Origin of the sequence: Acidisphaera sp. S103, assembly GCF_009765975.1 — a bacterium.
Lineage (GTDB): Bacteria > Pseudomonadota > Alphaproteobacteria > Acetobacterales > Acetobacteraceae > Rhodopila.
In genome coordinates this window covers 16,784-39,962 of the sequence record NZ_LMUJ01000054.1, presented here as the reverse complement: position 1 = coordinate 39,962, position 23,179 = coordinate 16,784, and the positions used below count along the sequence as shown (strand labels likewise).

17 protein-coding genes are annotated in these 23,179 nt (G+C 65.0%); 9 read left to right on the top strand and 8 right to left on the bottom strand.

The annotated features are described in order from the left end of the window. Positions 1–3: 3 nt before the first annotated feature. Positions 4–1,149: a thiolase C-terminal domain-containing protein gene (locus GSQ89_RS16540; protein ID WP_158927144.1), complete on the bottom strand. Its 1,146-nt coding sequence runs from the start codon at positions 1,147–1,149 to the stop codon at positions 4–6. A gap of 184 nt (positions 1,150–1,333) precedes the next feature. On the opposite strand from GSQ89_RS16540, the gene GSQ89_RS16535 reads away from it, so the two are divergent. Beyond that, complete coding sequence (locus tag GSQ89_RS16535; RefSeq protein WP_158927142.1) at positions 1,334–5,095, top strand: DUF563 domain-containing protein; 3,762 nt, start codon at positions 1,334–1,336, stop codon at positions 5,093–5,095. A 449-nt stretch (positions 5,096–5,544) separates the two neighbouring features. Here GSQ89_RS16535 and GSQ89_RS16530 read toward each other — a convergent pair whose 3' ends face one another. After that, entirely contained in the window at positions 5,545–7,098 is a 1,554-nt protein-coding gene (locus tag GSQ89_RS16530; RefSeq protein ID WP_158927140.1) for a hypothetical protein, read from the bottom strand. 458 nt (positions 7,099–7,556) lie between these two features. On the opposite strand from GSQ89_RS16530, the gene GSQ89_RS16525 reads away from it, so the two are divergent. Continuing rightward, positions 7,557–7,787, top strand: coding sequence for a hypothetical protein (locus tag GSQ89_RS16525; protein ID WP_158927138.1), 231 nt, complete (start codon positions 7,557–7,559; stop codon positions 7,785–7,787). A 72-nt stretch (positions 7,788–7,859) separates the two neighbouring features. Here the strand turns inward: GSQ89_RS16525 and trxA are convergent, their stop codons facing one another. From trxA to tsaE, 6 genes are all read right to left on the bottom strand, one after another. Next, complete coding sequence (trxA, locus tag GSQ89_RS16520) at positions 7,860–8,192, bottom strand: thioredoxin (RefSeq protein ID WP_158927136.1); 333 nt, start codon at positions 8,190–8,192, stop codon at positions 7,860–7,862. Between the two features lie 55 nt (positions 8,193–8,247). Then, complete coding sequence (gene addA / locus GSQ89_RS16515; protein WP_158927134.1) at positions 8,248–11,721, bottom strand: double-strand break repair helicase AddA; 3,474 nt, start codon at positions 11,719–11,721, stop codon at positions 8,248–8,250. A gap of 101 nt (positions 11,722–11,822) precedes the next feature. Next, complete coding sequence (addB, locus tag GSQ89_RS16510) at positions 11,823–14,927, bottom strand: double-strand break repair protein AddB (RefSeq protein ID WP_254073242.1); 3,105 nt, start codon at positions 14,925–14,927, stop codon at positions 11,823–11,825. Next, positions 14,918–15,661 (bottom strand): nucleotidyltransferase family protein, encoded by a 744-nt coding sequence (locus GSQ89_RS16505; protein WP_158927132.1) that lies wholly within the window; start codon positions 15,659–15,661, stop codon positions 14,918–14,920. The genes addB and GSQ89_RS16505 overlap by 10 nt, the downstream gene beginning before the upstream one ends. A 3-nt stretch (positions 15,662–15,664) precedes the next feature. Beyond that, complete coding sequence (locus tag GSQ89_RS16500; RefSeq protein ID WP_254073241.1) at positions 15,665–16,654, bottom strand: aminoglycoside phosphotransferase family protein; 990 nt, start codon at positions 16,652–16,654, stop codon at positions 15,665–15,667. Then, positions 16,651–17,298 carry a tRNA (adenosine(37)-N6)-threonylcarbamoyltransferase complex ATPase subunit type 1 TsaE gene (gene tsaE / locus GSQ89_RS16495; protein ID WP_371734260.1) on the bottom strand — a complete coding sequence of 216 codons (648 nt, stop codon included), beginning with the start codon at positions 17,296–17,298 and terminating at the stop codon, positions 16,651–16,653. Before tsaE ends, GSQ89_RS16500 begins: the two co-directional genes overlap by 4 nt. Positions 17,299–17,345: 47 nt before the next feature. Between tsaE and glyA the strand changes: the two genes are divergently transcribed. The 7 genes from glyA to nusB all read left to right on the top strand — a co-directional run bounded on the left by glyA (position 17,346) and on the right by nusB (position 23,082). Next, positions 17,346–18,632: a serine hydroxymethyltransferase gene (gene glyA / locus GSQ89_RS16490; RefSeq protein ID WP_158927130.1), complete on the top strand. Its 1,287-nt coding sequence runs from the start codon at positions 17,346–17,348 to the stop codon at positions 18,630–18,632. Positions 18,633–18,638: 6 nt separating this feature from the next. Further along, a complete protein-coding gene (gene nrdR, locus GSQ89_RS16485; RefSeq protein WP_158927128.1) occupies positions 18,639–19,100 on the top strand; it encodes a transcriptional regulator NrdR in 462 nt (153 codons plus the stop codon). Positions 19,101–19,288: 188 nt separating this feature from the next. Continuing rightward, the gene (ribD, locus tag GSQ89_RS16480) at positions 19,289–20,383 is read left to right on the top strand and encodes a bifunctional diaminohydroxyphosphoribosylaminopyrimidine deaminase/5-amino-6-(5-phosphoribosylamino)uracil reductase RibD (RefSeq protein ID WP_158927126.1); all 1,095 of its coding nucleotides are present in this window, start codon (positions 19,289–19,291) and stop codon (positions 20,381–20,383) included. Further along, positions 20,365–20,970, top strand: coding sequence for a riboflavin synthase (locus GSQ89_RS16475; RefSeq protein ID WP_158927124.1), 606 nt, complete (start codon positions 20,365–20,367; stop codon positions 20,968–20,970). The genes ribD and GSQ89_RS16475 overlap by 19 nt, the downstream gene beginning before the upstream one ends. Continuing rightward, positions 20,970–22,127: a 3,4-dihydroxy-2-butanone-4-phosphate synthase gene (gene ribB, locus GSQ89_RS16470; RefSeq protein WP_158927122.1), complete on the top strand. Its 1,158-nt coding sequence runs from the start codon at positions 20,970–20,972 to the stop codon at positions 22,125–22,127. Before GSQ89_RS16475 ends, ribB begins: the two co-directional genes overlap by 1 nt. Continuing rightward, a complete protein-coding gene (gene ribH / locus GSQ89_RS16465; protein ID WP_158927120.1) occupies positions 22,124–22,606 on the top strand; it encodes a 6,7-dimethyl-8-ribityllumazine synthase in 483 nt (160 codons plus the stop codon). The genes ribB and ribH overlap by 4 nt, the downstream gene beginning before the upstream one ends. Further along, positions 22,606–23,082 carry a transcription antitermination factor NusB gene (gene nusB / locus GSQ89_RS16460; protein ID WP_158927118.1) on the top strand — a complete coding sequence of 159 codons (477 nt, stop codon included), beginning with the start codon at positions 22,606–22,608 and terminating at the stop codon, positions 23,080–23,082. Before ribH ends, nusB begins: the two co-directional genes overlap by 1 nt. Positions 23,083–23,179: the final 97 nt, after the last annotated feature.

Genomic DNA, 23,179 nt, shown 5'->3' with positions numbered 1-23,179 from the left:
CGCTCAGCCCCTCCGCATGATAGCGAGCGCGCCGTCGCCCATGTCACCATATCCGGTCACCAGCCCGATCTCGGCATCCGGCACCTGCGCCGCCGCCTCACCACGCAACTGGCGCGCCAGTTCGACGATATGGTTCATGCCGGCCATATGCGCCTGCGATAGCAACCCGCCATGGGTATTGACCGGCAGCCGGCCGTTCAACCCGAGCGCCCCGTCCTGCACGAATGCACCGCCCTCACCCTTCTTGCAGAAGCCAAGGTCCTCCAACTGGCACATCACGATGTAGGTGAAACAGTCGTACACCTCGGCCACATCGATATCGGCATGCGTCACCCCGGCCATCTCGAAAACCTTGGGCGCCGCCTTGGCCAAACCCAGCGTCGTCAGGTCCGGGCGTTGGGTGATGGCGGACGGCGAGTCGGGATGACCCTCGGCCACCCCCATCACCAAGATCGGCCGCTTCGCCAAATCCCGCGCTCGGTCTGCCGCACTGATCACCACCGCCGCACCACCGTCGCTCTCCAGCGAGCAATCCAGCAGACGCAGCGGGTCGGAAATCATCCGGGATGATTGGTGGTCCTCGATGGTGATCGGGTTCTTCATCGTGGCATTGGCCTGCAGCGAGGCATGGTAACGGGTGGTCACGGCGATCTCCGCCAGTTGGCGGGACGTTGTGCCATACAGTTCCATGTGCCGCCGAGCCATCGGGGCATAAAGTTGGGCAGGGGCGATGGCGCCCAGCGGCATTTCGAACTCACCAATTACCTTGAACTGCGGCATCTGCTGGACGCGCGTGCCGATGCGGCCGCCGGAGTAGCCGGTGCGGCCCAACGACAGCAGCACGTGCTTGCAGATGCCGGCCTGGATGACCGCCAGCGCGCACTGGATCGAGGCAACGGCCGAGGCGCCGCCCATCGGCGTGGTGGCGGAAAACCGCAGGTCCTTGATGCCGAAATTGGTGATGAAGTCCTCGGCGACGGCGCCGTGGCCATAGGGGATGACACCATCGATGTCCGATGGTTTCAGGCCCGCGTCGCGGATCGCGTTCAGCGAGGCTTCAAGTTGGAACGACAGCGCGGTGCGATCCGTGCCGCGCAGATATTTGGTTTCACCAACGCCCGTGATGGCGCCTGCTTCTTGCCGCGGCATAAGGCGGTTTCCTTTCCTTGGACCGTCCGAGGGTGCGCCAAATCCAGGAATTGGGAAAGAGTCGACGTTCGTTCCAGCTATTGCCGGGGACCGGCTCCAGCAAGCCGGCGTGCCCGGAAATGCGATCAGGACCGGCGATTTTTGCGGTTGCGATCGTGCAACCGGGGGCGTTACGACAACATCGATGTCAGATGCCAGTGCCCCGCCCACCCCCGACCTTCTGCCCATCGCCACAGCCGCGGCGGCGACCACCTATATCGAGCGTAAACGTCTCTTCAAGGGTCAGTCCGGCATCGATTTGTGTGACGCTCTGGCGAGCCGTCCGAATGGCGCATTCTTCAATGCCGCCGGCGGGACGGCCACCGTGCGTAACTACACGCTTGAAGACGTGATACTGGACGCGACCACGCTGCTGCTGCTGAAGAACGGGCAGGTTATCGCCGAAACGGTCTATTTCCTGCCAGGCAATGATGATGGGCATCGGTCAATGCAGCCGACCGCCCCCCTTGGCGAGAACGAGGTGCTGGTCTTCGGCACCAACAACGCCCACTGGGGGTATCAGCACTGGCTGATGCAATGCCTGCCGGCGATCGACTGGTCACTGCGCCAGACACGGACCGAAGATGTCCGGCTACTGCTGCCGGATATGCAACCGTGGCAGGAAGACTTTCTTGAACTGCTGGGGTACGCCGCCATCCCCCGCCTCACGCCTCGCCGCGGCGAACTGTACTACCTGCCGCGGGTGGAGTTTTCCGAATTCATCAACGGCACCACCGGCTTCGAGATCAGTCTGACCCTGCTGGACACCGTCCAGCGCATCCTGGATGCGGTGCCGTCGCAGCCGACGGCCGGCAAGCTTCTGTACCTTCCTGACATGAACGCGCAGCACGGCAAAATCCGGAATCAAGCCGAGGCGATCGCACTGCTGTCCCAGCACGGCTTCACTGTTATCGATCGCGACCAGCTTGGCACAGCCGAACGCATCAACCTGTTCCGCCAGGCCGATGTGGTGATCGGACCGCTGGGTCCGCACCTGGCCGACGTGGTGTTTTGTCGGCCGGGCGCCCTGTTGTGGGAATGGATGCCGGAACATCATCAAAACCACACGTTCAACCGCCTGGCCCAAACCGCCGGGGTCGATTACTGGGGCGATCTGTTCGAGGGCGTCGCCGAACCGGCCAGTCCCGGGGAATGGGAAATCGATCTCGATGTCGTGGCCCGGCGGCTCGCCGCGCTCCCGGCCCGCCCCGTCCCAAGACCGGCCGCTGGGGCAGTTCTCGCCAGCCACACCGCCAGCCCGCCGCTGGAGACGTTGATGCTATGTTTCGAGAGCCTGGGCGATAGTTGCGAATTCGGCCTGGTGCAGCGCAACGCCGGGGTGGAGCCGCTGGGCCTGATGCGCTTCAACGGCATCTATGTGCCGCCGGAGTTCCGCCTGGAAAAGCTGGTCGCCGCGCTGGAGCGCAAGTTCGAGGGTCTGGCTGCCCCGGGCACGATCACCGTCACCCCGGAGGGCCTGCCGGGTCAGCGCGAACTGATGGTGCGCGAGTCACACTATAATTTTCATTATCATACCGGGATATCCGAAGGCCGCATCGAACCGCTTGCCCAGGCCGAACGCGAAATAACACGCTTGACGTTTCTGCGACGTAAGCTGCTGGAGGACCTCCAGTCCGGCGACAAAATCTTTGTCTGGAAGTCGGAGGCAAGTACAGATTCCGAGCATGTGAGGCCGTTATTGGATGTACTGCGCCGCATGGGCCCCAACATCTTGCTTTGGGTCGTCGAAGCCGACACGGATCATCCCGTCGGTTCCGTCGAGCGGCTTGAGCCGGACTTCCTCAAAGGCTACATCCGGCGCTTCGCCCCCTGGCCCAACACGACGGATATCGACTGGGCATCGTGGTTCGAGGTTTGCTGGCACGCTTATGAATTGCGCCATGGGCCACAAGAAACGGCGCAATTGGGAACAGTAACGATCACCAAAATCGCCTTGCCGCCACGCCCGGCAACCCGGATACAAAAGGCCGCCATTCAGCCCGCGCCGGCTCGGGCACCCCTGGCACTCGCCGACGTGGCAGAGACGAAGGTCTTCATCGAACGTGAACGTATTTTCAACGGCCAATCCGTCACGAGGCTGAGCGACGCCCTGGCCAACCACCCGAACGCAGTGTCCTTCAAAGCCCTTGCCGCCACGATGACGCTGCGGAACTATACACTGCGCGATATCGTTCTGGACGCGGACACACTGCTGCTGCTGAAGGACGGCGAGGTCATCCCCGAAACCAACTACTTCGCGCCAGCGTACGACCCCCGACACCCCCGGAATGAAACCCCACCGGTATCGCTCGACGAGAACGAGGTTTTCATTTTTGGCTACAACAACCAGCACTGGGGCTATCAGCACTGGCTGACCCAGTGTCTGCCGGCAATCGACTGGTCGCTGCGCCAGCCCCGGGCACACGGCGTCCGACTGCTGCTGCCGGATTTGGAGCCCTGGCAGGAAAATTTCCTTCGCCTGCTGGGTTATGCCGATGTCCCGCGCTTCCGGCCGAACACCGGTCAGCGATATCATCTGCCCCGCCTGGAATTGTCCGAATTCATAATCGGCGCGAATAGCTTCGGCATCAGCCGTAGTTTACGCGACACCATCCAGCGCATCCTGGACGCCGTGCCGGCCGACCCGTCACCGGACAAGGTGTTATACATCCGCAATACAAGGCCATATTACGGCGCCGTGCGTAACGAGGCGGCGGTGATCGCCGTTCTACGCCAGCGCGGCGTCACCATCGTCGAACCCGATTCTCTGGGCGTCGCGGAACGCATCAATCTGTTCCGTCACGCGGATGCGGTGATCGGCCCACTGGGTCCGCATCTGGCCGACGTGGCGTTCTGCCGGCCGGGCGCCCTGCTGTGGGAATGGATGCCGCGTCACCACCAGAACCACACCTATTACTGCCTCGCACAGGCGACCCTGGTTGATTACTGGGGCGATCTTTTCGAAACCGCCACCGATCCGGCTACCCAAGACGAATGGGAGGTTGACCTCGCCATCCTCACACAGCGCCTTGCCGAATTATCCGCTCGGTTTGCCCTGTTGGCATCCACGCCCCCCGCCACGCGGACCCAATCCGCCCCCATCCGTTCCAGCGCCTCGCCGGAAAAGCTGATGCTCCGCTTCGAAAGCCTGGGCGACGACTGCGAGTTCGGTCTGCTGCAACGCCATGCCGGCGCGGAGCCGCTGGGTCTGCTACGCTTCAACGGCTTTCGTGTGCCGCTGGCGGAGCGGATGGACCAGTTGATCACCGGAATAGAACGCAAGTTCGATGGTCTTGGCGATCCTGGCACCTTCTCGGTCGTTCCCCAAAAAGTCGAACTGTTCGCCAGCGACAGCCTCTACAACCTCTGGTACCACACCGGCGCCAGCGTGGTCGGCGCAGACTTGCAGGCAGCAGCCCAGGCACAAGGCCCCCGGCTCAAGTTTTTGCGGCGTAAGTTCCTGGAGGATCTGGAAAGCGGGGAGAAGATTTTTGTATGGAAATCACCGCTAACGACCCAACGCGAGCAAGTACAGCCGCTACTGGCTCTCCTCCGCCGCATGGGGCCCAACACCTTGCTTTGGGTGGTGCTCGCGGACGGAAACCATCCCCACGGGACGGTTGAAGAACTCGAACCGGATTTACTCAAGGGCTACATCCGCCGCTGGCCAAGCTCTGACCACCTGGGTGACATCGACTACGAGTCGTGGCTGGACGTGTGCTGGCGCGTCGACGAACTGCGCCCACCGGCGCCGGAGAATGTCGAACAACCCGAGGACGTAAAACCGCCTCGATCCGCGATAGAGTTGCTGGCGCGCAACCCAGCCGTGACGCCCGCTGTGCAACCGACGCCCAAAGCTTCGATGTTCACGGGAATCCGCAAATGGCTGGGCATCCGGTCGGCCTGACCGTCTGGCACCCGATCGCAGAAAAGCGACTACGTGGCGCAAAGCGGCGTTGGTGTGCAGATGAACACTCGAGATCGACCGGTTACCGGCCTTATTGGGGAGGTGGCGGCGGCGGACGATCGGGTGGCGGCGGACGGTGCGCCCTCTCATGGTGGCCAGAGGGCATAACAGTGCCGCCCTCGCTACCGCACATGCAATAGCCGCCAATCGGCATACTGGTCCCGCACGTTCGGCGGCCCGAATCAGTGAGACACATATTGGCGGGCAGTACCGGTGTAGCCGACACTGCGCCAATCAGGAACACGCAGGCAGTTAGCATGGATTTCATGCGAACGACCTTTCAGGATCGGGTTATCGCACCTGCGATTGTGCCGAAACCATGGAAAGCATCAATCCACATTACAGTGAAGCGTGTGCCGCACCGCGGCACACGTCCCCCAACAGCCAGACTACTCCGCGGCGATCGCAGCTGAGCGCCCCGGAAACGCATGCATCACATCCAGCGCATCCTCGAACACTTCCATGTTCTTGCCGTAGGAAATCGCCGCCGCCTGCACCCCGCACACCAGATGCTGCCACCGCCACGGATCCCGCGTATTGCGGAACTCCTCGACGATCGACTGGTGGTGCTTGAACGCGTGCATCTCGGTAAAGCTGTCATGGCACACGATCTCCGCCAGACGAGCAATCAGCACCTCCGGATCATACCGCAGGTTCACGTATTGCTGCGCCAGGTTCACCGTCTCCTTCACCTCCGGCACCGCGATCATCTTGCCCAGGTTGGTGACCGTCGACCAATCGGTCGGCGGCTGCTGGTGGATGCTGTCGGTGATCGCCGCCAGCAACTCGTCCTGGCTGCGATGCGGCAGGGCGGCCACCGCATCAAGGTCAGGCTCCGACACCGGGTTCATCCGGTACTGAGTCGACATCACTTCCGGCCCGGTGTGCCACAGCAGCAGTATCAGCAACCGGTTGCGACGGCTGAACCCGTCCAGCTTCAGCAGCCAGCGGCGCAGATTGGCGCTGGTGTGCATATGCACATCCATCGGATTTCCGGTCTGCGACCGCAGGAACAGCCCCGCCGCGCCGATCGACAGCGCCTCACCCGCACCTTCGATCGACATCCCGTCGACCAGTGCCTGAGCCAGCAGCCGTGGGATCTCCGGATATTTTTCGACGCGCCCGATCGCCTCACCAACCCGGCCGATCTCGGCCGTCTCGTCATCCCCGGTCTTCTCGCGCAGTTCGATATCCATCAAGCCGTATTTCTCGATTACCGAATCCACATCCGGAACGACCCGATGCGTGGGGAACCTGGCGACATACCGCACCGCCGGCCGCATCAACACTTTCAGGTGCTCATCGCCATACAGTTCCAGCGCGCGCCAAGTATAGGCCGGGAAAATGAAATAGTGATCGTCCAGCGAATTCTTCGGAATCGCGACGCTCATCAGCAGATCGAACGCTTCCATTTTCGGCACATGGTCCCACAGCCACAGGAACAGATGGTCGGCCTTGTTGCTTTCACCGCGGCTGCACGCCTTAAGGAACGCCGCTTTGGCGGCCTCGACACCCTCGGCATTGACCACATCGCCCGAACCGTCGGCGGCCAGGTCTTCGGTGCGGCTAACCGCCGCGCCGCGAGGGTCCAGTGGCTTGAATTCCAGCAACTGGAATGGGCCGGTGACCGGATCATGGATATGTTTGTTCGACAGCGCGACGTGCTGCATGATCGGCAGGAACCGTTCCTCGCCGTGAAGCCGCTCGCTCAGTTTGGTAATCGCGTAAATGCCAGCCAGCGGGTGCAACGGCCCGCCATGGTGACCGGGAGGCAGGTCGGCCGACCGCACCACCGCCAGCGCGGAGGCTGTCATCATGGTCTGGATCGGCACCCCAGCCCGTAGTTTCTCCAGCGTACGATCGATAATGTCCGCCCTCGGGGTTTCCTCGATGAACTGGACTAAAGGTTCTATGGATTCAGGATACTGGACGCGATTCGGCACGGTGAACTCTCCCTAAATACAGTGATAATCGTGGTCTTCGGTGTCTGGTCCGGATCGTCGATCCGGCGCTGCGTCTCTCGAACGGATCGGCGCAGCCTCGGCCCGCGAAGCGGCGGCTTTCAGCGCGGTCTTGATCCAGTGAGGCGGACGTCTCCATCACACGGTGTCCCGCTAGCGCTCGATAGTCGTCGGACGATCCCGCTTTGGCACGTCGCACTCAATCGCTGGCGAAACGGCGGCAAGACGAGGTCGTTCATCAATCTGTCGCTGATCGTCATACGCGATTCAACGGGTGTCAATGTTTGGACATCGCCAAGGCCGCTACGCGACCTCATGTCGTCACGATTTTACGCGGTTTTCCAGCATCCATTCCCCCGCCCAGGCGTTACGGCGGAGAACGACCGGGCAGGTCGCCAACCCGTTGGGCATCGCAGCAGCCCCGAAACAAGGAGTCCCCCATGAAGCCCCTGCTAGCATTGGCTACCTTGACCCTGACAGTGCTGTTATTTGAGGAAAAAGCCCGCCAGATCGCGAGTGACGCCCAAGACGCGATTGATCAAACCGTGGTTCAGGTGCGGGACGCAAAACGATCCCTGACCCACAAGGTGGAGCAACAGCCTCTGATCTCGATGCTGTTCGCCGGCGGGGTCGCCTACATGCTGGCGAAAATCATGCCGGTCCGAGAATAAAACGTATCGGACACAAAAAACCCCGGTGCCAGTCACCCGGCGCCGGGGCCAAACCAAGCCATCGCTCGCCGATCAGACGTTCGCGGCGATCCAATCCTTCAGTTTGCTTTTCGGCAGCGCGCCAACTTGGGTCGACACCGGCTTGCCGTCCTTGAACATGATCAGCGTCGGGATGCCACGCACGGCGAACTGATTCGGCGACATCGGGTTGTTGTCGATGTCCACCTTCGCCACCGTCAGCTTGCCGGCGAACTCACCCGCCAGTTCCTCCAGCGCCGGCCCGATCATCTTGCAGGGGCCGCACCACTCCGCCCAGAAATCCACCAGCACCGGGCCGGTCTTGCTTGCTTCCACCACGTCGGTGGCGAAACTCTTATCCGTCACAGGGACCGTATTCGCGCTCATTGTCGGAATCCTCGAATTTCAGTTGGACCAAAAGTGGGACCGGTGGCCAACCCGGTCAAGCCGCATCCCTCGCATGGCCGGGATCGTGCGAATCGAGCATCTCATCCGGCAGAATCGCCACGCGCGCCTCCCGCGTCCAGATCAAAGCGCATCGCACCCGCCGATCCGGGAAAATTGCCCGCAGCACCGCTCGGTACGACGCCATCTGGCGCAGATACAACACCGGTGTGTCCTCCACCCGAACCGGAGGGCGGCGGTTGGTCTTGAAATCCGCGACCAGCACGCGATCCGGCAGCACCACCAGCCGATCGACCAGGCCGCCCACCACCGCATTCCCCACAACGCCGGTCAACGGCACCTCCGCCCGGCTATCCGGCCCAAACAGAGGCGCCAGATCAGGGTGCGCCAGCACCGCCAATACCTCATCCGCGATCCGTTCGGCCTCGCCCGCCAGCAGCCCGTGCCCCGGCTTGTCGAGGAACCGCACCGCCGCGTCCCATCGCGCCTCTTCCGGCACTGCGGGCAGATGCTGCAACAACGAATGGATCAACTGGCCACGCCGGAACCGGCTACCGCCGCCATCCCGATCCGCCAACGGCGAATCAGCCGCCGGCACCGTCCCGAGTTCGACTCCGTCCGGACGGCTCGGCGCCAACGGCATCGGCCGGGCAGGTTCAGGCGGCGGCTGGGCTGGCACCCACGCGGGCGCCGACCCCATCCACACGGGAAGATCCTCGGCATGATCCGGCCCGGTCGGCACAATCGGAGTTTCGGTCGGAACCGATTGTGCGGAGCGCAACCGCAGTGCCTCACCATCCCACGGGCCGAATGGCGTCCGTTCGGTAGCCACCGCCTCAAAACCACGCCGCACCAGGCTGTGCCAGCTTTCGTCCTTCACCGAACGGGCTTCCCAGCCGCAAATCAGCAGACGGTCCTCCGCGCGGGTCAACGCGACGTACAGCAGTCGGTTGTGCTCCTCCATCTGCCGCTGCCGGCCAGCGGCACGCAGCCGGTCCAGCGCGGCGCACCGGAATTCCCTGCGCGGCGCCCAAAGCGGCACGGCGCGCGCGGTCACGGCATCCTCCGCCCAGACAATCGACCCGTCGTCCTTCGGCAGCGCCGAGGTGTCCGGCACGATTACCAGCGGCGCCTGCAAACCCTTGGCCCCATGTACCGTCATGATCCGCACCAGGTTGCCCGCGGCCTCGGGTTCGCGTTTCACCTCGGCGCCGGACCGGCGCAACCAGTGCAGGAACCCCTGCAACGACGGCGGATGGCGCCCCGCATACGTCAGCGCGGCATTCAATAATTCGTCCACGGGCTCCGCCGCCTCCGGCCCAAGCCGAGCGAACAGTCGCGCCCGCCCACCGAGCGGCCCCAAGGCCTCGGCGAACAATGCATACGGTGAGACGTAATCGACCCGGCCCAAAAGCTGCGCAAAAACCACCGCGGCCCGGCGCCACGACAAACGCTCTTCCGCTCGGTCACGCAATGCATCCCACAGCGAGCCTGGCCGATCGATCGCGAGGTCGGACAGCTCATCGTCCGAAAGCCCACCCAAGGGGCTGGTCAGCAAACAGCCGAACGTCAGATCGTCGTGCGGCAGCAGCAGCGCATCCGCCAGTGCCATCAGATCCTGCACCGCCGGCTGGTCGGTCAGTACCATCCGGTCCAGGCCAGCCACGGGAACACCCCGGGTTTTCAGCGCCCGCACCAGCGCGCGCGCGAACTCGTCCCGCCGCCGCACCAGAACCAGCACATCGCCGGCCGTCAGAGGGCGGCCTTTGCTCTCCAGCATCACCGAACCGTCGGTCTGGTCACGGATCCAGTCCGCCAGCGTGTCGGCCAGCAACTGGCGCGCCGAGGTCTGCGACTGGTTGTGCTCCGGCACGGTCCACGGCCGGTGCGGCGCAGGGTCTGGCAGTGGCGCGAGCGGCCAAAGTTCCACCATCCCGGCATGTCCGGCGCGGTCGGCATAATGCGCCAGGGTTTCGCCCGGCGCGACAACGCCGGGGCGCGCCAAAGGGTCGGCGAACACCGCGTCCACCAACGCCAGCACCGGTCCGGTGGACCGGAACGACACGTCGAGCCCGACATCCTCGAAAACCTGGCCGGAGGTCCGCACCCGGCGCGCCAGTTCGTCGTGCGAACGATCGAATTCCTCAGTATCCGCCCCCTGGAAGGAATAGATCGATTGCTTGCGGTCCCCCACCGCGAACACTGTGCGGATCCGATCGCGAGCACCCGCTCCGGCGAAGAATTCCTCGGTCAACGCGTGGGCGATCCGCCATTGCTGCGGGGCAGTGTCCTGCACCTCGTCAAGCAGCAGATGATCCAGACCGCCATCCAGTTTGTACAGCACCCACGCCGCGCCCGGATCGAATAGCAGCGTGCGGGTCCGGTCGATCAGATCGTCGTAATCGAGCAATCCGGCCTCGTCCTTGCGCTGCGCATAGCCGCGCGCGACCGGCCCGGCCAGCAACGCCAGCGCGCCCGACACGGCGGCCAGCCGGATCGCGCGCCTGCTGTCCTCGATAGCCAGAATGCGGGCGACTTCTTCCCGGTAACGATCCAGCAGATCCGGCCGCTTCTCCAGCAGCACCTTGTTGACCAGCGCCGTATCGCCACGTGGTTCGCCCGCTGCATTAAGGAACAGCCCGCACCAATCAGCCCAATTTTCGGCGCGCTGGTCCGATTGCTGGCTCAGCCAATCCAAAATCGCCGCCGCCCGATCGGCAACCCCCTTCGAGCCGCTGGCCAGCACGATCCTTGCGGCGTCCCGCAGGGCGGATTCGCCCAGCCATTCAACGGCTCCAGCGATCAACGTCGCGTCGTCGGGTGCCGTTACCCCCAGGACGCGCTGCTGCGCCCGTTCCAGTTCCTCACCAAGTTGCAAGGCCGCCTGCAATCGCGGCCGGTCGGACTGCAACGTTTTGACGTGACCGCCGAACGCCTCGGCCGAACACAACCCGGCCAACGTGCGCAACGCCTGTTGCATCGCCGAGGTGCCGGCGCTGGTCAGCATATCCTCACGCGCCTCGGTCAACGCGTCGTCGGCGTCACGGTCGTCGACCAACTGGAAATGTGGGGAGATCGCGGCTTCCAGCGGGAAGCGCCGCAGCAGCGACTGGCTGAACGCATGGATCGTGCCGATCCGCATCCCACCCGGCAGGTCCAGCACTTTCGCGAACAACGCCCGAGCGGCCTGACACGCGGATGCGGTGGGTTCCACGTGCAGGCGCAACAATTCCTCGGCCAATCCGTCGGGGGGCATCGTAACCCACCGACCCAGCATTCGTTGCAGACGCAACGACATTTCAGCGGCGGCGGCCTTGGTGAAAGTCAGGCACTGGATGCGTTCGGGCGCCGCGCCGGTCAACATCAAGCGCAGCAACCGGTCAGTAAGAAGCTTCGTCTTCCCCGATCCGGCGGAGGCAGCAACAAAGGCGGATACCGCAGGGTTGGAGGCAGTCAGTTGCTCGCGATTGGCACGCTCGCGGGCCGTTTCGGGGTCGTTTCGTTCAACCATTGGACGCGCCACCCGCGATCTGCGTCAGGCTTTCTTGCCTGGTCTGATGATACAAACGCATCCGGGCGCCACGAGTCTGCTGCAAGACCGGGCTAGTGCGCTTACTCATCGCCATCCCCCGCCGCCGACCATTCGGCGACCCGCGCAAGCTGCTCGTAGTCCGAGAACCGGGGTGCCAACCCGGGATGCGGACGCGACAGGTATGCCCGGTCCGGTTGATCGAACGCGTCGATCAGGTCGCAAAGCCGATCTTTCGCATCCAGGACGGCGTCATGGATGCCTGCAGCATTCTTCTTGAACAACGGGATGGATTTACCCGGGTCCAAACCACCCGACAGGTGCCAATAGACCAATTCCCCCGTCACACCTGCCAGATCCGAGCCGAACCCCCGGTCCGCCGCTATCGCGGCCTCCAACAGCAATTGCGGCGCCAAGCCGGCATCGACCTCTTTTTGCGTGGGCGGAGACCCGGTTTTGTAGTCCAGGATCGACAGCGTCCCATCCTCATACCGCTCGATCCGGTCGGCCCGCCCGGTCAGGCGGAATTTACCGCCGGGGCGTATCAGTTCGATCCCCCCGTCCATCTCCGTCGCGATCGTCACCGGCGCCCGCACCGCTCGGCGATCCGCTTCGGTCTGCGCCACCCAGTCGGCGATCCGATCCAGCCGAGGCGACCACCACGCCCGCAACGCCTGCCGCAAGCCGGCCTCAGCCAACGCCTGGGCCATCGCGAGGCGAAGTTCGCGGGCCGCGTCGTTAGGCCAAATAGCGCCGTGCCGGCGCAGGAACCGGTGCAACCCGTCATGCACCAGGGAGCCATAGTCCGAGGCATCCGTCGCTTCGTCCAACGGCTTCAACGCGGAGAGTTTCAGGATCGTACGCGCATGGATCGCATAGGGGTCGCGCAACCAGGTCTCGATCGCGGTGACACTCAGCCTGCGGGGGCGCTTGTTGACCGGCGGGGACGGGCGAGGGGGTTTGACCGGACTGGCCGGCCCGTCCGGCAGGTCTATCGCCCGCGCCCACGCGACGGCCGGGTGCTCAAGCAGGGCGACCGGTGTGTCATAGCCCATCGCGCCAGAGCTCGCCGTGTCATGGCCGGGCTTGGCCCGGCCACCTACGACTTCGCCGTCGGCACCGGCATGCGTTACCGGCCCGGCCAAGCCTGGCCGTGACCCGACGGAAGTTCCCGCCAGGAACATATCCAGTCGCGTCAGCCAACGCGCAGGCACGGCCGGAGCATTGTCGCGCCGTACCGGGCATGACAGCACCACGTCGGGCGCCGAACAGCAGGCCGCGACGAAGTCGTGCGCGGCTTGCCCCACGACGTCCTCCGGCGCCGGCAATCCAACCCGCGTCCGCATCGGCCGGGACAACCATGGTCCCGGCTCCGCCATCGGCGGCCAGACCGTCTCGGCCAGACCGCCCAGTACGATCAGGTCGACGGATTGCAATCTGGCCTCCAGCAGGCCCCAGATGAAGATGCGGGGATGCTCGACGCCGCCACGGCCACGCAGCGCCCGCCGGCTGCGCACGACCTCCCCTTCCAGGACCGCATCCAGCAGGCCAGGCAGCACGCCGCGCCGCAGATCGGGCATCAGGTCGACCGCATTCCGCACGTCCGTCAACCGAGTCGCCAGCGCCTCGCCTTCCTCCGCCGCCCACAGACGGACAGGACCGGCCGTATCATCCGTGGCGGCCAGGCGTTCGGCGGCCTCGATGACAGCGGTCAGGGCTTCGGCCGGTGCAATCTCCATCGCCGCGTCGATCCGCAGCGCGGGTTCCAAGCACCTCTCCAACCGCGACAGGAACGCGGCGACCGGGGAATCCGGACCAGCCTCCTTGTCCACCGCCATGCGCAAACCGGCGATCCCATGCGCCGGCCGAGGCCCACGCAAACGCAATGTTTCCAGCCGCCGCGTCGCCTCTCGGCAGGCGATTAGACTCATGCCGGCGCCAGAAAATGGATGCTTCAGCAATGCCAATAGCGGCACCGGCGCCAGCTCATCGGCCACAGCGCGCACCAACAGGCGCAGGAACACCGCGGGGGGCGAATCCGCCAAGGGCTCACCGGCGCTGTCATCGGCGACGACGTCGAACCGCAACAAACCGGCGGCCACGCGCCCGGCCAGGTCACGGTCCGGCGTCACCAGCGCGACCCGGGCACCCGGCGTCTCCAGTGCTTGTCGCAGCACCAGAGCGATTGCCTGGGCTTCCTGTTGCTGGTCGGCGGCCTTCAGCCGCGACAAGCCGTCCAACGCCACCGGTGCGCGATCCATCCAGTTGTGCAGCGCACTTGCCGGCAACAACGCCCGCGACAGCAGCCCGAAACGCGTGGCCGGAACCTCGCCAGTTGCCCCGCTTTCCCACAACCGCACGTCACCGCGCGTTGCGTGCAGATCCGTCAACAGTCGCGCCAACCCGGCCTGGGCGTGAGAAGATTCCAGCTCGCTCCAGGCGTCTTCATCCATACCCAGGTCTAATTGCGGCAACACGACCTGCCCGAGCGGCATCCGAGCGACAACGCGCAGCAAGCGGGCGACGGCGGGAATGCCGGCCGTCGTGCCGCCAATCAGCACGTGGTAGTCGGGCGGATCATCTTCCCAGGCTCGAGCCTGCGCCTCCAGCAGGGCGACTTGTCGCGCCGCCGGGTTCATCACCCCGTTGTCGGCCAGCCAATTCGGCCAGATCCCGGTCACGATGTGCAGGAATTCCAGCGTCTGCGCCCAGTGCGCTGCATAGTCCGGGTCGGCCGCATCCGGCAGGCGTTCGGCAAGATCGATCTCCGCCCGCTCCGCCTCATCCATCAGCGATGCAAGTTCGCGGGCCAGCAGCCAGGCCCGATCGGCGGTTTGCGGGGCGCCGCCTTTGCCTTTCATCGCCAGGATCAGCGTGGACAACGTGGCGAGGCGCCGCATCGGCGCCACCGCCGGCGGCAAGTCCAAGGCTCCAGCCAGGGTCAGCGGGGTTTCATCCAGCGCACCCAGCGCGGTGATCCGGGGCAGCAGCAACGGGCGGCCGTCATGAACGCGCAGGAACGCCTCCGCCAGGGCTCGGGCGGATCGACGCGTAGGCAGCAGGATCAGGCCCTTGCTGACGATCAGCGGATCGTCGTCCCCATCCTCGCGACAACGTGCGAGCCACCCGCGCGCGAGGGCATCCAGGAAAGGAACGTGCGGCGGGACGGTGAAGAGGTTCAGCGCCACGGCCAGCGGGCGTCGCCGGTGACGCGAGCCTCCAGGATCTGTTCGGCTTCCGCCAGATCAGGCGGGGTGGACAGATGGAACCAGATGCCATCATGCACCACCGCGCGCAGGCGGCCGGCGGCCAGGGCGATGTCCCAGGCGCGGTTCATGCTGAACGCGCCGTCAGGCATCCCGACCAGCAGGCGGGGATGGATCAATTGCACGCCGGCATAGATGTAGGGGACGATCTCTCGTTCTTTCCGCCGGCGCGGGGTTCCCCATTTGTCCAGCGCGAAATCGCCATATCCGACTTCGGCATGCACGTGCGACGTACGGTGGACCAGCAACACCCCGTCAACCGAGTCATCGAACACCGACGCCAACCGAAGCAGCGCCGAGATCGGTCCATTCAGCCAGAACGCGTCGCCATTGACGACAAAGAATGGCTCCGAACCCAGCACCGCCAGCGCGGCCCGCACACCGCCGCCAGTCTCCAGCAGGTGCTGCTCACGAAGCAGGACCGTCCGAGGCGGCGAGGCTCGGTGTTCCAGATGCGCCGCCACCGCGTCGGCCTGCCAGTGGGCGTTGACCGCGACGGTTTCGACGCCAGCCTCCACCAGATGGTCCAACGCATGGTCCAGCAACGTGCGCCCACTCAGGGTGAGCAGGGGCTTGGCGGTCGTGTTGGTCAGCGGTCGCATGCGGGTCCCGAGACCGGCGGCCAGAACCATGGCGGAGCGTGGGGAAACGGTCATGGGTCAGATCCTGGCTTCACTCAGTCCGGCCGGATTGCCACGTTCGGCGACCGGTATCCAACGGTTCAAGGCGATCGCGAGCGGTTCGGCCGCCGGTTCGGACAGAGCGTCCGCCAGCAGGCACCACGTCCGCGGCCCGTGCGCGAGGTATTGCGGCCGCCCGTCGCGCAGGGCAAGCCTCACCCACTGGCAGGCGACACGAAGATGCCGCTGTGCCGCGCAAGCGGTGAACGCTGCCAGGAATGTTGTCGAATCCAGTTCAGGTCGTGCGGTCAGGTACCGTTCCAGGGCACGTCGGCGGCAAGCCGGCGGAATGTCCCGGCGGGCGTCCTGCAGCAGGGACACCAGATCGTAGGCCGGATGCCCAATCGCAGCCCCCTGGAAGTCGATGACCCCGATACGGTGGTTTGGCAGGCGCAGAAGATTGCCGGCGAAGTAGTCACGATGGACGAAACAGCGCGGCCCGTTTGCGACCGGTTCCAGCATGGCCGCCAGCGCCGCCGCCACGTCGTCTCGGGCGGCGATCGGAGCAGGCATGCCGAAGCGGGCCGGCCACCACCAATCGAACAGTGTTCCCAGCACGGTCGAGGTCATCGCCGAAGCGTCCCACGCTGGCAGGCCATCCGGCGGAGGCGCGCGTTGCATGATGACCAAGGCATCGACGGCGGCATCCAGCAGCGCGTCCGGTGCGTCACCCCGGTCGAGCAGGAGGGACAGCAGATCGTCGCCAAAGTCTTCCTCCAGGATCAGGCCCCGGGTTTCATCGGCGGCGAAAATCGCGGGCACCGACAAGCCGATCCGGCGCAGATGGGCCGCGATACGAAGGAATGGACGAACATCCTCCGGCGGTGGCGCATCCATCAGGACGGCCGGCCGATCGCCCGTGATCCGCAGATAACGCCGGAATCCTGCATCCTGCGCCAGCGGTTCCGCATCGCTGGGCGCATAATCGTTGCGAGCCAGAAAAACCGCGATCTGCTCGTCGCGAGTCACGTGCAGGCGCCATTGTCGCTGGCCGCCGCCTTATCGTCGCGCTTCGTCCTTTCGCCATGGCCGGGCGTGTCCCGGCCATGGCGAAAGGACGGGACTGCTCTCGCCGGAACATTCCCCACACTCGATTGATCCGAGGGGATTAGGGATCCGATCCGCCCGTCCCACCCCACCAGCGTCGCCTCTCGCGCCTCGTCGTCTCGGAGTCGCAGAATGACGGTCAACGCGTCCTCTGGCCGCAACGGGCCCAGCCGATCCGGCCATTCCACCAGCACAACACCATCCAACGCGTCGTCCCAGTCCAGCTCAGCCAACGAATCGGACCCCTCCAGACGCCAAAGGTCGTAGTGAAACACCGATCCAATTTTCGTGTCATAGATCTGCACCAAAGTGAACGACGGACTGGGTACCTCCATCGCCGGATCGTCCGCCGCCGCTCGCAGGAATGCCCGGGCGAACGCGGTTTTCCCCGCGCCCAACGACCCCTCCAGCAGGATGCAGTCGCCGGCCCGAGCGATCGAAACCAGCCGGACGGCTAGGGCTTCCGTCGCGGCAAGGTCGGGCAAGGGAACGATCAACGGCACAGGCATGGAAGCAATCTGAACCACCGCCGGAGTCGCACACAACAGTTCAGGTTTGTCGCTCATGCTGCGCATGCTACAGGATCACGGTAAATGGCAACCGTGGAAGTTCGATGAACCAGCCTAGTATCCAACGCTTCTTCTCCGCCCCTTTGGCGGAGACCGATCCTGAACTCGCCGCCGCCATCCGGTCGGAACTGGGTCGTCAGCAGGACGGCATCGAACTGATCGCGTCGGAGAACATCGTCTCCGCCGCCGTGCTTGAAGCCCAAGGATCGGTGCTGACCAACAAATACGCCGAGGGTTATCCCGGCCGCCGCTATTACGGCGGTTGCGTCTACGTCGATGTGGCGGAAAACTTGGCGATCGACCGAGCGAAACAGCTGTTCGGTTGCGAATTCGCCAATGTGCAGCCGCATTCTGGCGCACAGGCCAACCAGACCGTGTTTCTGGCGCTGATAAAGCCCGGCGACACCATCCTGGGCATGAGCCTCGCCGCTGGCGGACATCTGACCCACGGCGCGGCGCCGAACCTGTCGGGAAAATGGTTCCGTCCGATCCAATACGGCGTCCGCAAGGAAGACGGCATCCTGGATTACGAGGAACTGGAACGCCTCGCCCGCACCGAAAAGCCGAAGCTGATTATTGCTGGTGGGTCGGCGTATCCTCGGTTCATCGATTTCCCTCGGATCCGCAAGGTGGCGGACGAGGTTGGTGCGTATTTCATGGTGGATATGGCGCACTTCGCCGGGCTGGTGGCGGCGGGGTTGTTTCCCAGCCCGTTGCCGCATGCGCATGTCGTCACCACGACGACGCATAAGACACTGCGCGGGCCGCGCGGCGGCATGGTGCTGACCAACGACCTGGAACTGGGGAAGAAGATCAACTCGGCCCTGTTCCCCGGCCTGCAGGGCGGGCCGCTGATGCATGTCATCGCCGGCAAGGCGGCTGCGTTCGGGGAGGCGCTGAAGCCGGAATTCAAGGCGTATCAGAAGGCGGTGCAGGACAATGCCCGTGTGCTGGCGGAGACGCTGAAGCAGCAGGGGCTGGATATCGTCAGCGGCGGGACCGACAGCCATTTGATGCTGGTCGATCTCCGCCCCAAGCATGTCACCGGCAAGGCAGCCGAGGCCAGCCTGGAACGCGCACATATGACCGCCAACAAGAACGCCATCCCGTTTGATCCGGAAAAGCCGGCGATTACCTCTGGCGTGCGGCTGGGGTCTCCGGCCGGAACCACGCGCGGATTTGGGGTCGAGGAATTCCGGGATATCGGTCTTATGATCAATGAGGTTCTGGAGGGGCTTGGACGGTCCAATGACGGCACCAACACCGCGGTCGAACAGGCGGTCGGGGTGCGGGTAAAGGAACTTTGCGCTCGTTTTCCGCTGTATCGGTAGGTCGCCATGCGCTGCCCGTTCTGCGGTTTCGACGACACCCAGGTGAAGGACAGCCGTCCCACCGAGGATAACGGCGCGATCCGCCGGCGGCGGTTCTGCGGCAATTGCGGCCAGCGCTTCACCACGATTGAGCGGGTGCAGTTGCGCGAACTGACGGTGGTAAAGTCGGATGGGCGGCGGGTGCCGTTCGATCGGGACAAGCTGGCTCGGTCGATCCGGATCTCGATGCGCAAGCGGCCGATCCAGGAGGAGCGGATCGAGCGGATCGTCAATTCCGTGGTGCGGCAGTTGGAGGCGTCGGGCGACAGCGACATCCCCAGCAAGCAGATCGGCGAGCTGGTGATGGATACGCTGAAGGAGCTGGACAAAGTCGCCTATGTCCGCTTCGCCAGCGTCTACCGCAACTTCCGCGAAGCCAAGGACTTCGAGGACTTCGTCGGCGGCCTGGGTCCGGTGGCGGAGGAGTAGAGCATGCCATCCAACGGCGACGACCGGCTGCGGTTTTCCCGTCATGGCCGGGCGTGTCCCGGCCATCTTCGCACCAGCGGTGAAGCGCGGATGGCCCGGACACGCCGGGCCATGACGGATAGCCCCATCTCCGCCGTGACAGTTTAAACGGGGACCAGTTGCCCACCTCCCCCCACGATCTCACCCACATGCGTGCCGCCCTGGCGCTGGCGCGGCGGGGCCTGGGCACCACCTGGCCCAACCCCTCCGTCGGCTGCGTCATCGTCCATGACAACCGCGTCGTCGGACGAGGCCACACCGCCCCCGGCGGCCGCCCCCATGCCGAACCCACCGCCCTCGCCATGGCCGGCGACCACGCGAAAGGCGCCACCGCCTACGTCACGCTGGAACCATGCTGCCACTTCGGCCGCTCCCCCCCCTGCACCAACGCCCTGATCGCCGCCGGGATCGCCCGCGTCGTTGTCGCGGCGACCGACCCCGACCCCCGCGTCAACGGCAAGGGCCTCCAGCAGCTCCGAACCGCCGGCATCCAGGTCGAAACCGGTATCCTGGAAGCCGAGGCCCTGGAAACCCTCATCGGGTTCACCACGCGCGTCACCCTCGGCCGCCCGATGGTGACGCTAAAACTAGCCTCCACCCTCGACGGCCGCATCGCCACACACTCGGGGGAAAGCCAATGGATCACCGGCACCCCGGCGCGCCGCCTCGCCCACGCGATGCGTGGCCGGCACGACGCCGTCATGGTCGGCGTCGGCACCGTCCTGGCCGACGATCCGGACCTGACCTGCCGCATCCAAGGCTTCCGTCCCACCCCCAACGTCCGGGTCATCGCCGACAGCCACTTGCGGACTTCACTGACCTCCCGCCTGCTGGTCACCGCCGCCGACATCCCGACCTGGTTTCTGCTCCGCGAGGGCACCAACCTCGCCCGCGAGGAAGCCTTCACCAACCTTGGTGCCAGGCTGATCAAGGTGCCCGGCTCGACGGCTGGCGTGGACCTGAAAGCCGCGCTGACCGCCCTGGGAACAGCCGGCCTGACCCGCCTGCTGGTCGAAGGCGGAGGCCAGATCGCCGCCGCCCTGCTACGCGCCGACCTGGTGGACCGCATCGCCTGGTTTCACGCCCCGTCGGTCATGGGCGGCGACGGTTGGCCCGCCGTCCAGGCGTTCGGGACCGAGACCCTCGCGCACATGCCGCGCTTCCGCCGGGATTGCATAACCGTAATCGGCGACGACATGTTGTCGGAGTTCACCAGGCAGAGACCATGTTCACCGGCATCATAACCGCCCTCGGCCACATCCGATCCATCGACCCGATTGCCCAAGGCCACGACATGCGCCTGGTGATCGAAACGCCTGAAACCTTCCTGACCGAACCGCCGGTGGCGCTGGGCGCTTCGATCGCCTGTTCCGGGTGCTGTCTGACCGCGGTCGAATTCGGCGCCGGATGGTTCGCCGTCGATGCCTCCGCCGAAACCCTGGCCCACACCAAGCTGGGAACGTGGCAAGTCGGATCGCGGGTCAATCTGGAGCGGTCACTGCGCCTCGGCGATGAACTCGGCGGCCACCTGGTCTCTGGCCATGTCGACGGCGTCGGCCACGCGGTCTCGGCGACGACGGAAAATGCTTCTACACGCTGGGTTTTCCGCGTTCCCAAGGACATTTCCCGCTTCATCGCGGTCAAGGGCAGCGTCGCCGTGGACGGCGTATCGTTGACTGTCAATGAGGTCACGGGCGATACCTTCGGGGTGAACATCATTCCACACACCGCCTCGGTCACGGGGTTCGGGACACTGAAGCCAAACGATCCAATGAATATCGAGATCGACACCCTCGCGCGCTACGTTGCTCGCCTGGCGGAGACCGCCTGATGGAAAACCTGCACGAAAAACTCGCCACCGCTGAGTTGTCCAAGTATCTGTCCTCCGCCGAGGAACTGATCGAGGAAGCCCGCAACGGCCGGATGTTCATCCTGGTGGATGACGAAGACCGCGAAAACGAGGGCGATCTGGTGGTCCCCGCGCAGTTCGCGACGCCGGACGCCATCAACTTCATGGCGCGTCACGCCCGCGGCCTGATCTGCCTGGCGCTGACCCAGCACCGTGTCGAAAAACTCGGCCTGCCGCTGATGAGCCAGCAGAACGGCACGCGGCACCAGACGGCGTTCACCGTGTCGATCGAGGCACGCGAGGGTGTGACCACCGGTATCTCCGCCGCCGATCGTGCCAAGACGGTGGCCGTGGCGATCAACCCCGATAGCACGCGCGACGACATCACCACGCCGGGGCACGTGTTTCCGCTGCTGGCGCGCGAAGGCGGCACCCTGGTGCGCGCCGGCCATACCGAGGCATCGGTCGATATCGCCCGCAAGGCCGGGCTGAACCCGTCGGCGGTGATCTGTGAGATCATGAACGACGACGGCACCATGGCCCGCCTGCCGGACTTGGTCACCTTCGCGCAGCACCACAACCTGAAACTCGGCACCATCGCCGACCTGATCGCGCATCGGCGGCTGACCGAACGCCTGGTGCGCAAGGTCGAGGAAGGTGCCTACACCCACGCCGCCGGCGGCGACTGGCGCGTGATCGTCTATGCCAACACGGTCGAGTATCAGGAGCATCTGGTGCTGATCAAAGGCGACGTCAGCGGCCCGGAACCGGTGATGGTGCGCATGCATGCGGTCGATCTGCTGGACGACATGACCGGTTCCCCGCACTGGATCGCCGTGCATAACGCCATGCACATGATCAGCAATGCCGGCCGTGGCGCTGTGGTGATGATCCGTGAACACCGCCCCACAGCGCTGGCCGAACGGGTACGGGCCCTCGCTGCCGCCGGGACACGGCGTCCGCAACGGGAACTGCGCGATTACGGCATCGGCGCGCAGATCCTGCTCGACCTGGGCGTGAAGAACATGATCCTGCTCACCAACAGCCGCCGCACCGTCATCGGCCTGGACGGTTATGGGCTGAACATCGTCGAGCAGCGGCCGATCCCCAACGTCGTCGGCGTGAGTTACGAAGGATGAGCACTCAAGACGCCGAACTGCCGAGCGCGCCGCATGTCGAAGGGCCATCGCCGCATTTGCTGATCATACGGGCACCTTACTACCGCGACGTGGTGGATGGGCTGAGCACCGGCGCGCAGCGGATTTTGAAAGAGGCCGGCGCCACGGCCGAGACATTGGACGTCGCGGGCGCCTACGAACTGCCCCAGGCGATCCGCATCGCCCTGCGCGGCAACCGCCGCTTTGATGGCTTCATCGCCCTGGGCTGTATCGTCAAGGGCGAGACCGATCATTACGACTTCATCTGCAAAGCGACGATGGACGGCATCATGGCGGTTGCCCTGCAATTCGGTATCGCGCTGGGCACCGGTCTGCTGACCTGCGACACCATCCAGCAGGCCGAGGCCCGCTCCGGCCAGGATGGCCACAATAAAGGCGCCGAGGCCGCCGCCGCAGCACTGCTGCAGATCAACGCCGCCCGTCACCTCGGCGCGGCCTGATGGGCAAGGGACCGAAAACCCGGACGCGCACCGCGTCCCGGGTCGCCGCCGTGCAGGCACTGTTCCAGGCGGAGCAGGCCGGCGACAATCCGGAAACGGTGATCGATCAGTTCGTCCGCCATCGCCTCGGCGTGCTGGAGGGTCAGGACGGGTTTGAAGACGGCCGCATCCCGGACGCCGAGGTGCCGCTGTTCAGCCGCGTGGTGCGGGAAGCGGTGCGGCGCCAGGATGCCATCGACCCGATGCTGATCGACGCCCTGCCTGACGACTGGCCGTTGGCGCGGATTGACCCCGTGCTGCGGGCGCTGATGCGCGCCGGCGCCGCCGAATTGTCGATGACGGGCGGCCCGCCGGCGAAAGTGGTGATCAACGAATACCTGGATATCGCCCGTGGCTTCTTCACCGGACCGGAACCTGGTCTGGCGAACGCCGTGTTGGATCGGTTGGCGCGTTCGTTACGGGCAGCGGAGTTTTAGAGCGTTCTACCGTGACTGGAACCGCCGCGTTGGACGCCCGTGTGTAATTGCGTCACCGCCATGGCCTGACTCGTCCCGGCCATGGCGGTGAGAGGCA

Excerpts from the sequence above, each read along its gene's own strand:
- tsaE (WP_371734260.1), bottom strand. The coding sequence starts at position 17,298 with ATGAGCGACAAACCTGAACTGTTGTGTGCGACTCCGGCGGTGGTTCAG.
- addA (WP_158927134.1), bottom strand. The coding sequence starts at position 11,721 with ATGGTTGAACGAAACGACCCCGAAACGGCCCGCGAGCGTGCCAATCGC.
- ribB (WP_158927122.1), top strand. The coding sequence starts at position 20,970 with ATGGAAAACCTGCACGAAAAACTCGCCACCGCTGAGTTGTCCAAGTAT.
- nusB (WP_158927118.1), top strand. The coding sequence starts at position 22,606 with ATGGGCAAGGGACCGAAAACCCGGACGCGCACCGCGTCCCGGGTCGCC.
- GSQ89_RS16540 (WP_158927144.1), bottom strand. The coding sequence starts at position 1,149 with ATGCCGCGGCAAGAAGCAGGCGCCATCACGGGCGTTGGTGAAACCAAA.
- glyA (WP_158927130.1), top strand. The coding sequence starts at position 17,346 with ATGAACCAGCCTAGTATCCAACGCTTCTTCTCCGCCCCTTTGGCGGAG.
- ribD (WP_158927126.1), top strand. The coding sequence starts at position 19,289 with ATGCGTGCCGCCCTGGCGCTGGCGCGGCGGGGCCTGGGCACCACCTGG.
- trxA (WP_158927136.1), bottom strand. The coding sequence starts at position 8,192 with ATGAGCGCGAATACGGTCCCTGTGACGGATAAGAGTTTCGCCACCGAC.
- GSQ89_RS16535 (WP_158927142.1), top strand. The coding sequence starts at position 1,334 with ATGTCAGATGCCAGTGCCCCGCCCACCCCCGACCTTCTGCCCATCGCC.
- GSQ89_RS16505 (WP_158927132.1), bottom strand. The coding sequence starts at position 15,661 with ATGACCGTTTCCCCACGCTCCGCCATGGTTCTGGCCGCCGGTCTCGGG.
- GSQ89_RS16525 (WP_158927138.1), top strand. The coding sequence starts at position 7,557 with ATGAAGCCCCTGCTAGCATTGGCTACCTTGACCCTGACAGTGCTGTTA.
- nrdR (WP_158927128.1), top strand. The coding sequence starts at position 18,639 with ATGCGCTGCCCGTTCTGCGGTTTCGACGACACCCAGGTGAAGGACAGC.
- GSQ89_RS16475 (WP_158927124.1), top strand. The coding sequence starts at position 20,365 with ATGTTCACCGGCATCATAACCGCCCTCGGCCACATCCGATCCATCGAC.
- ribH (WP_158927120.1), top strand. The coding sequence starts at position 22,124 with ATGAGCACTCAAGACGCCGAACTGCCGAGCGCGCCGCATGTCGAAGGG.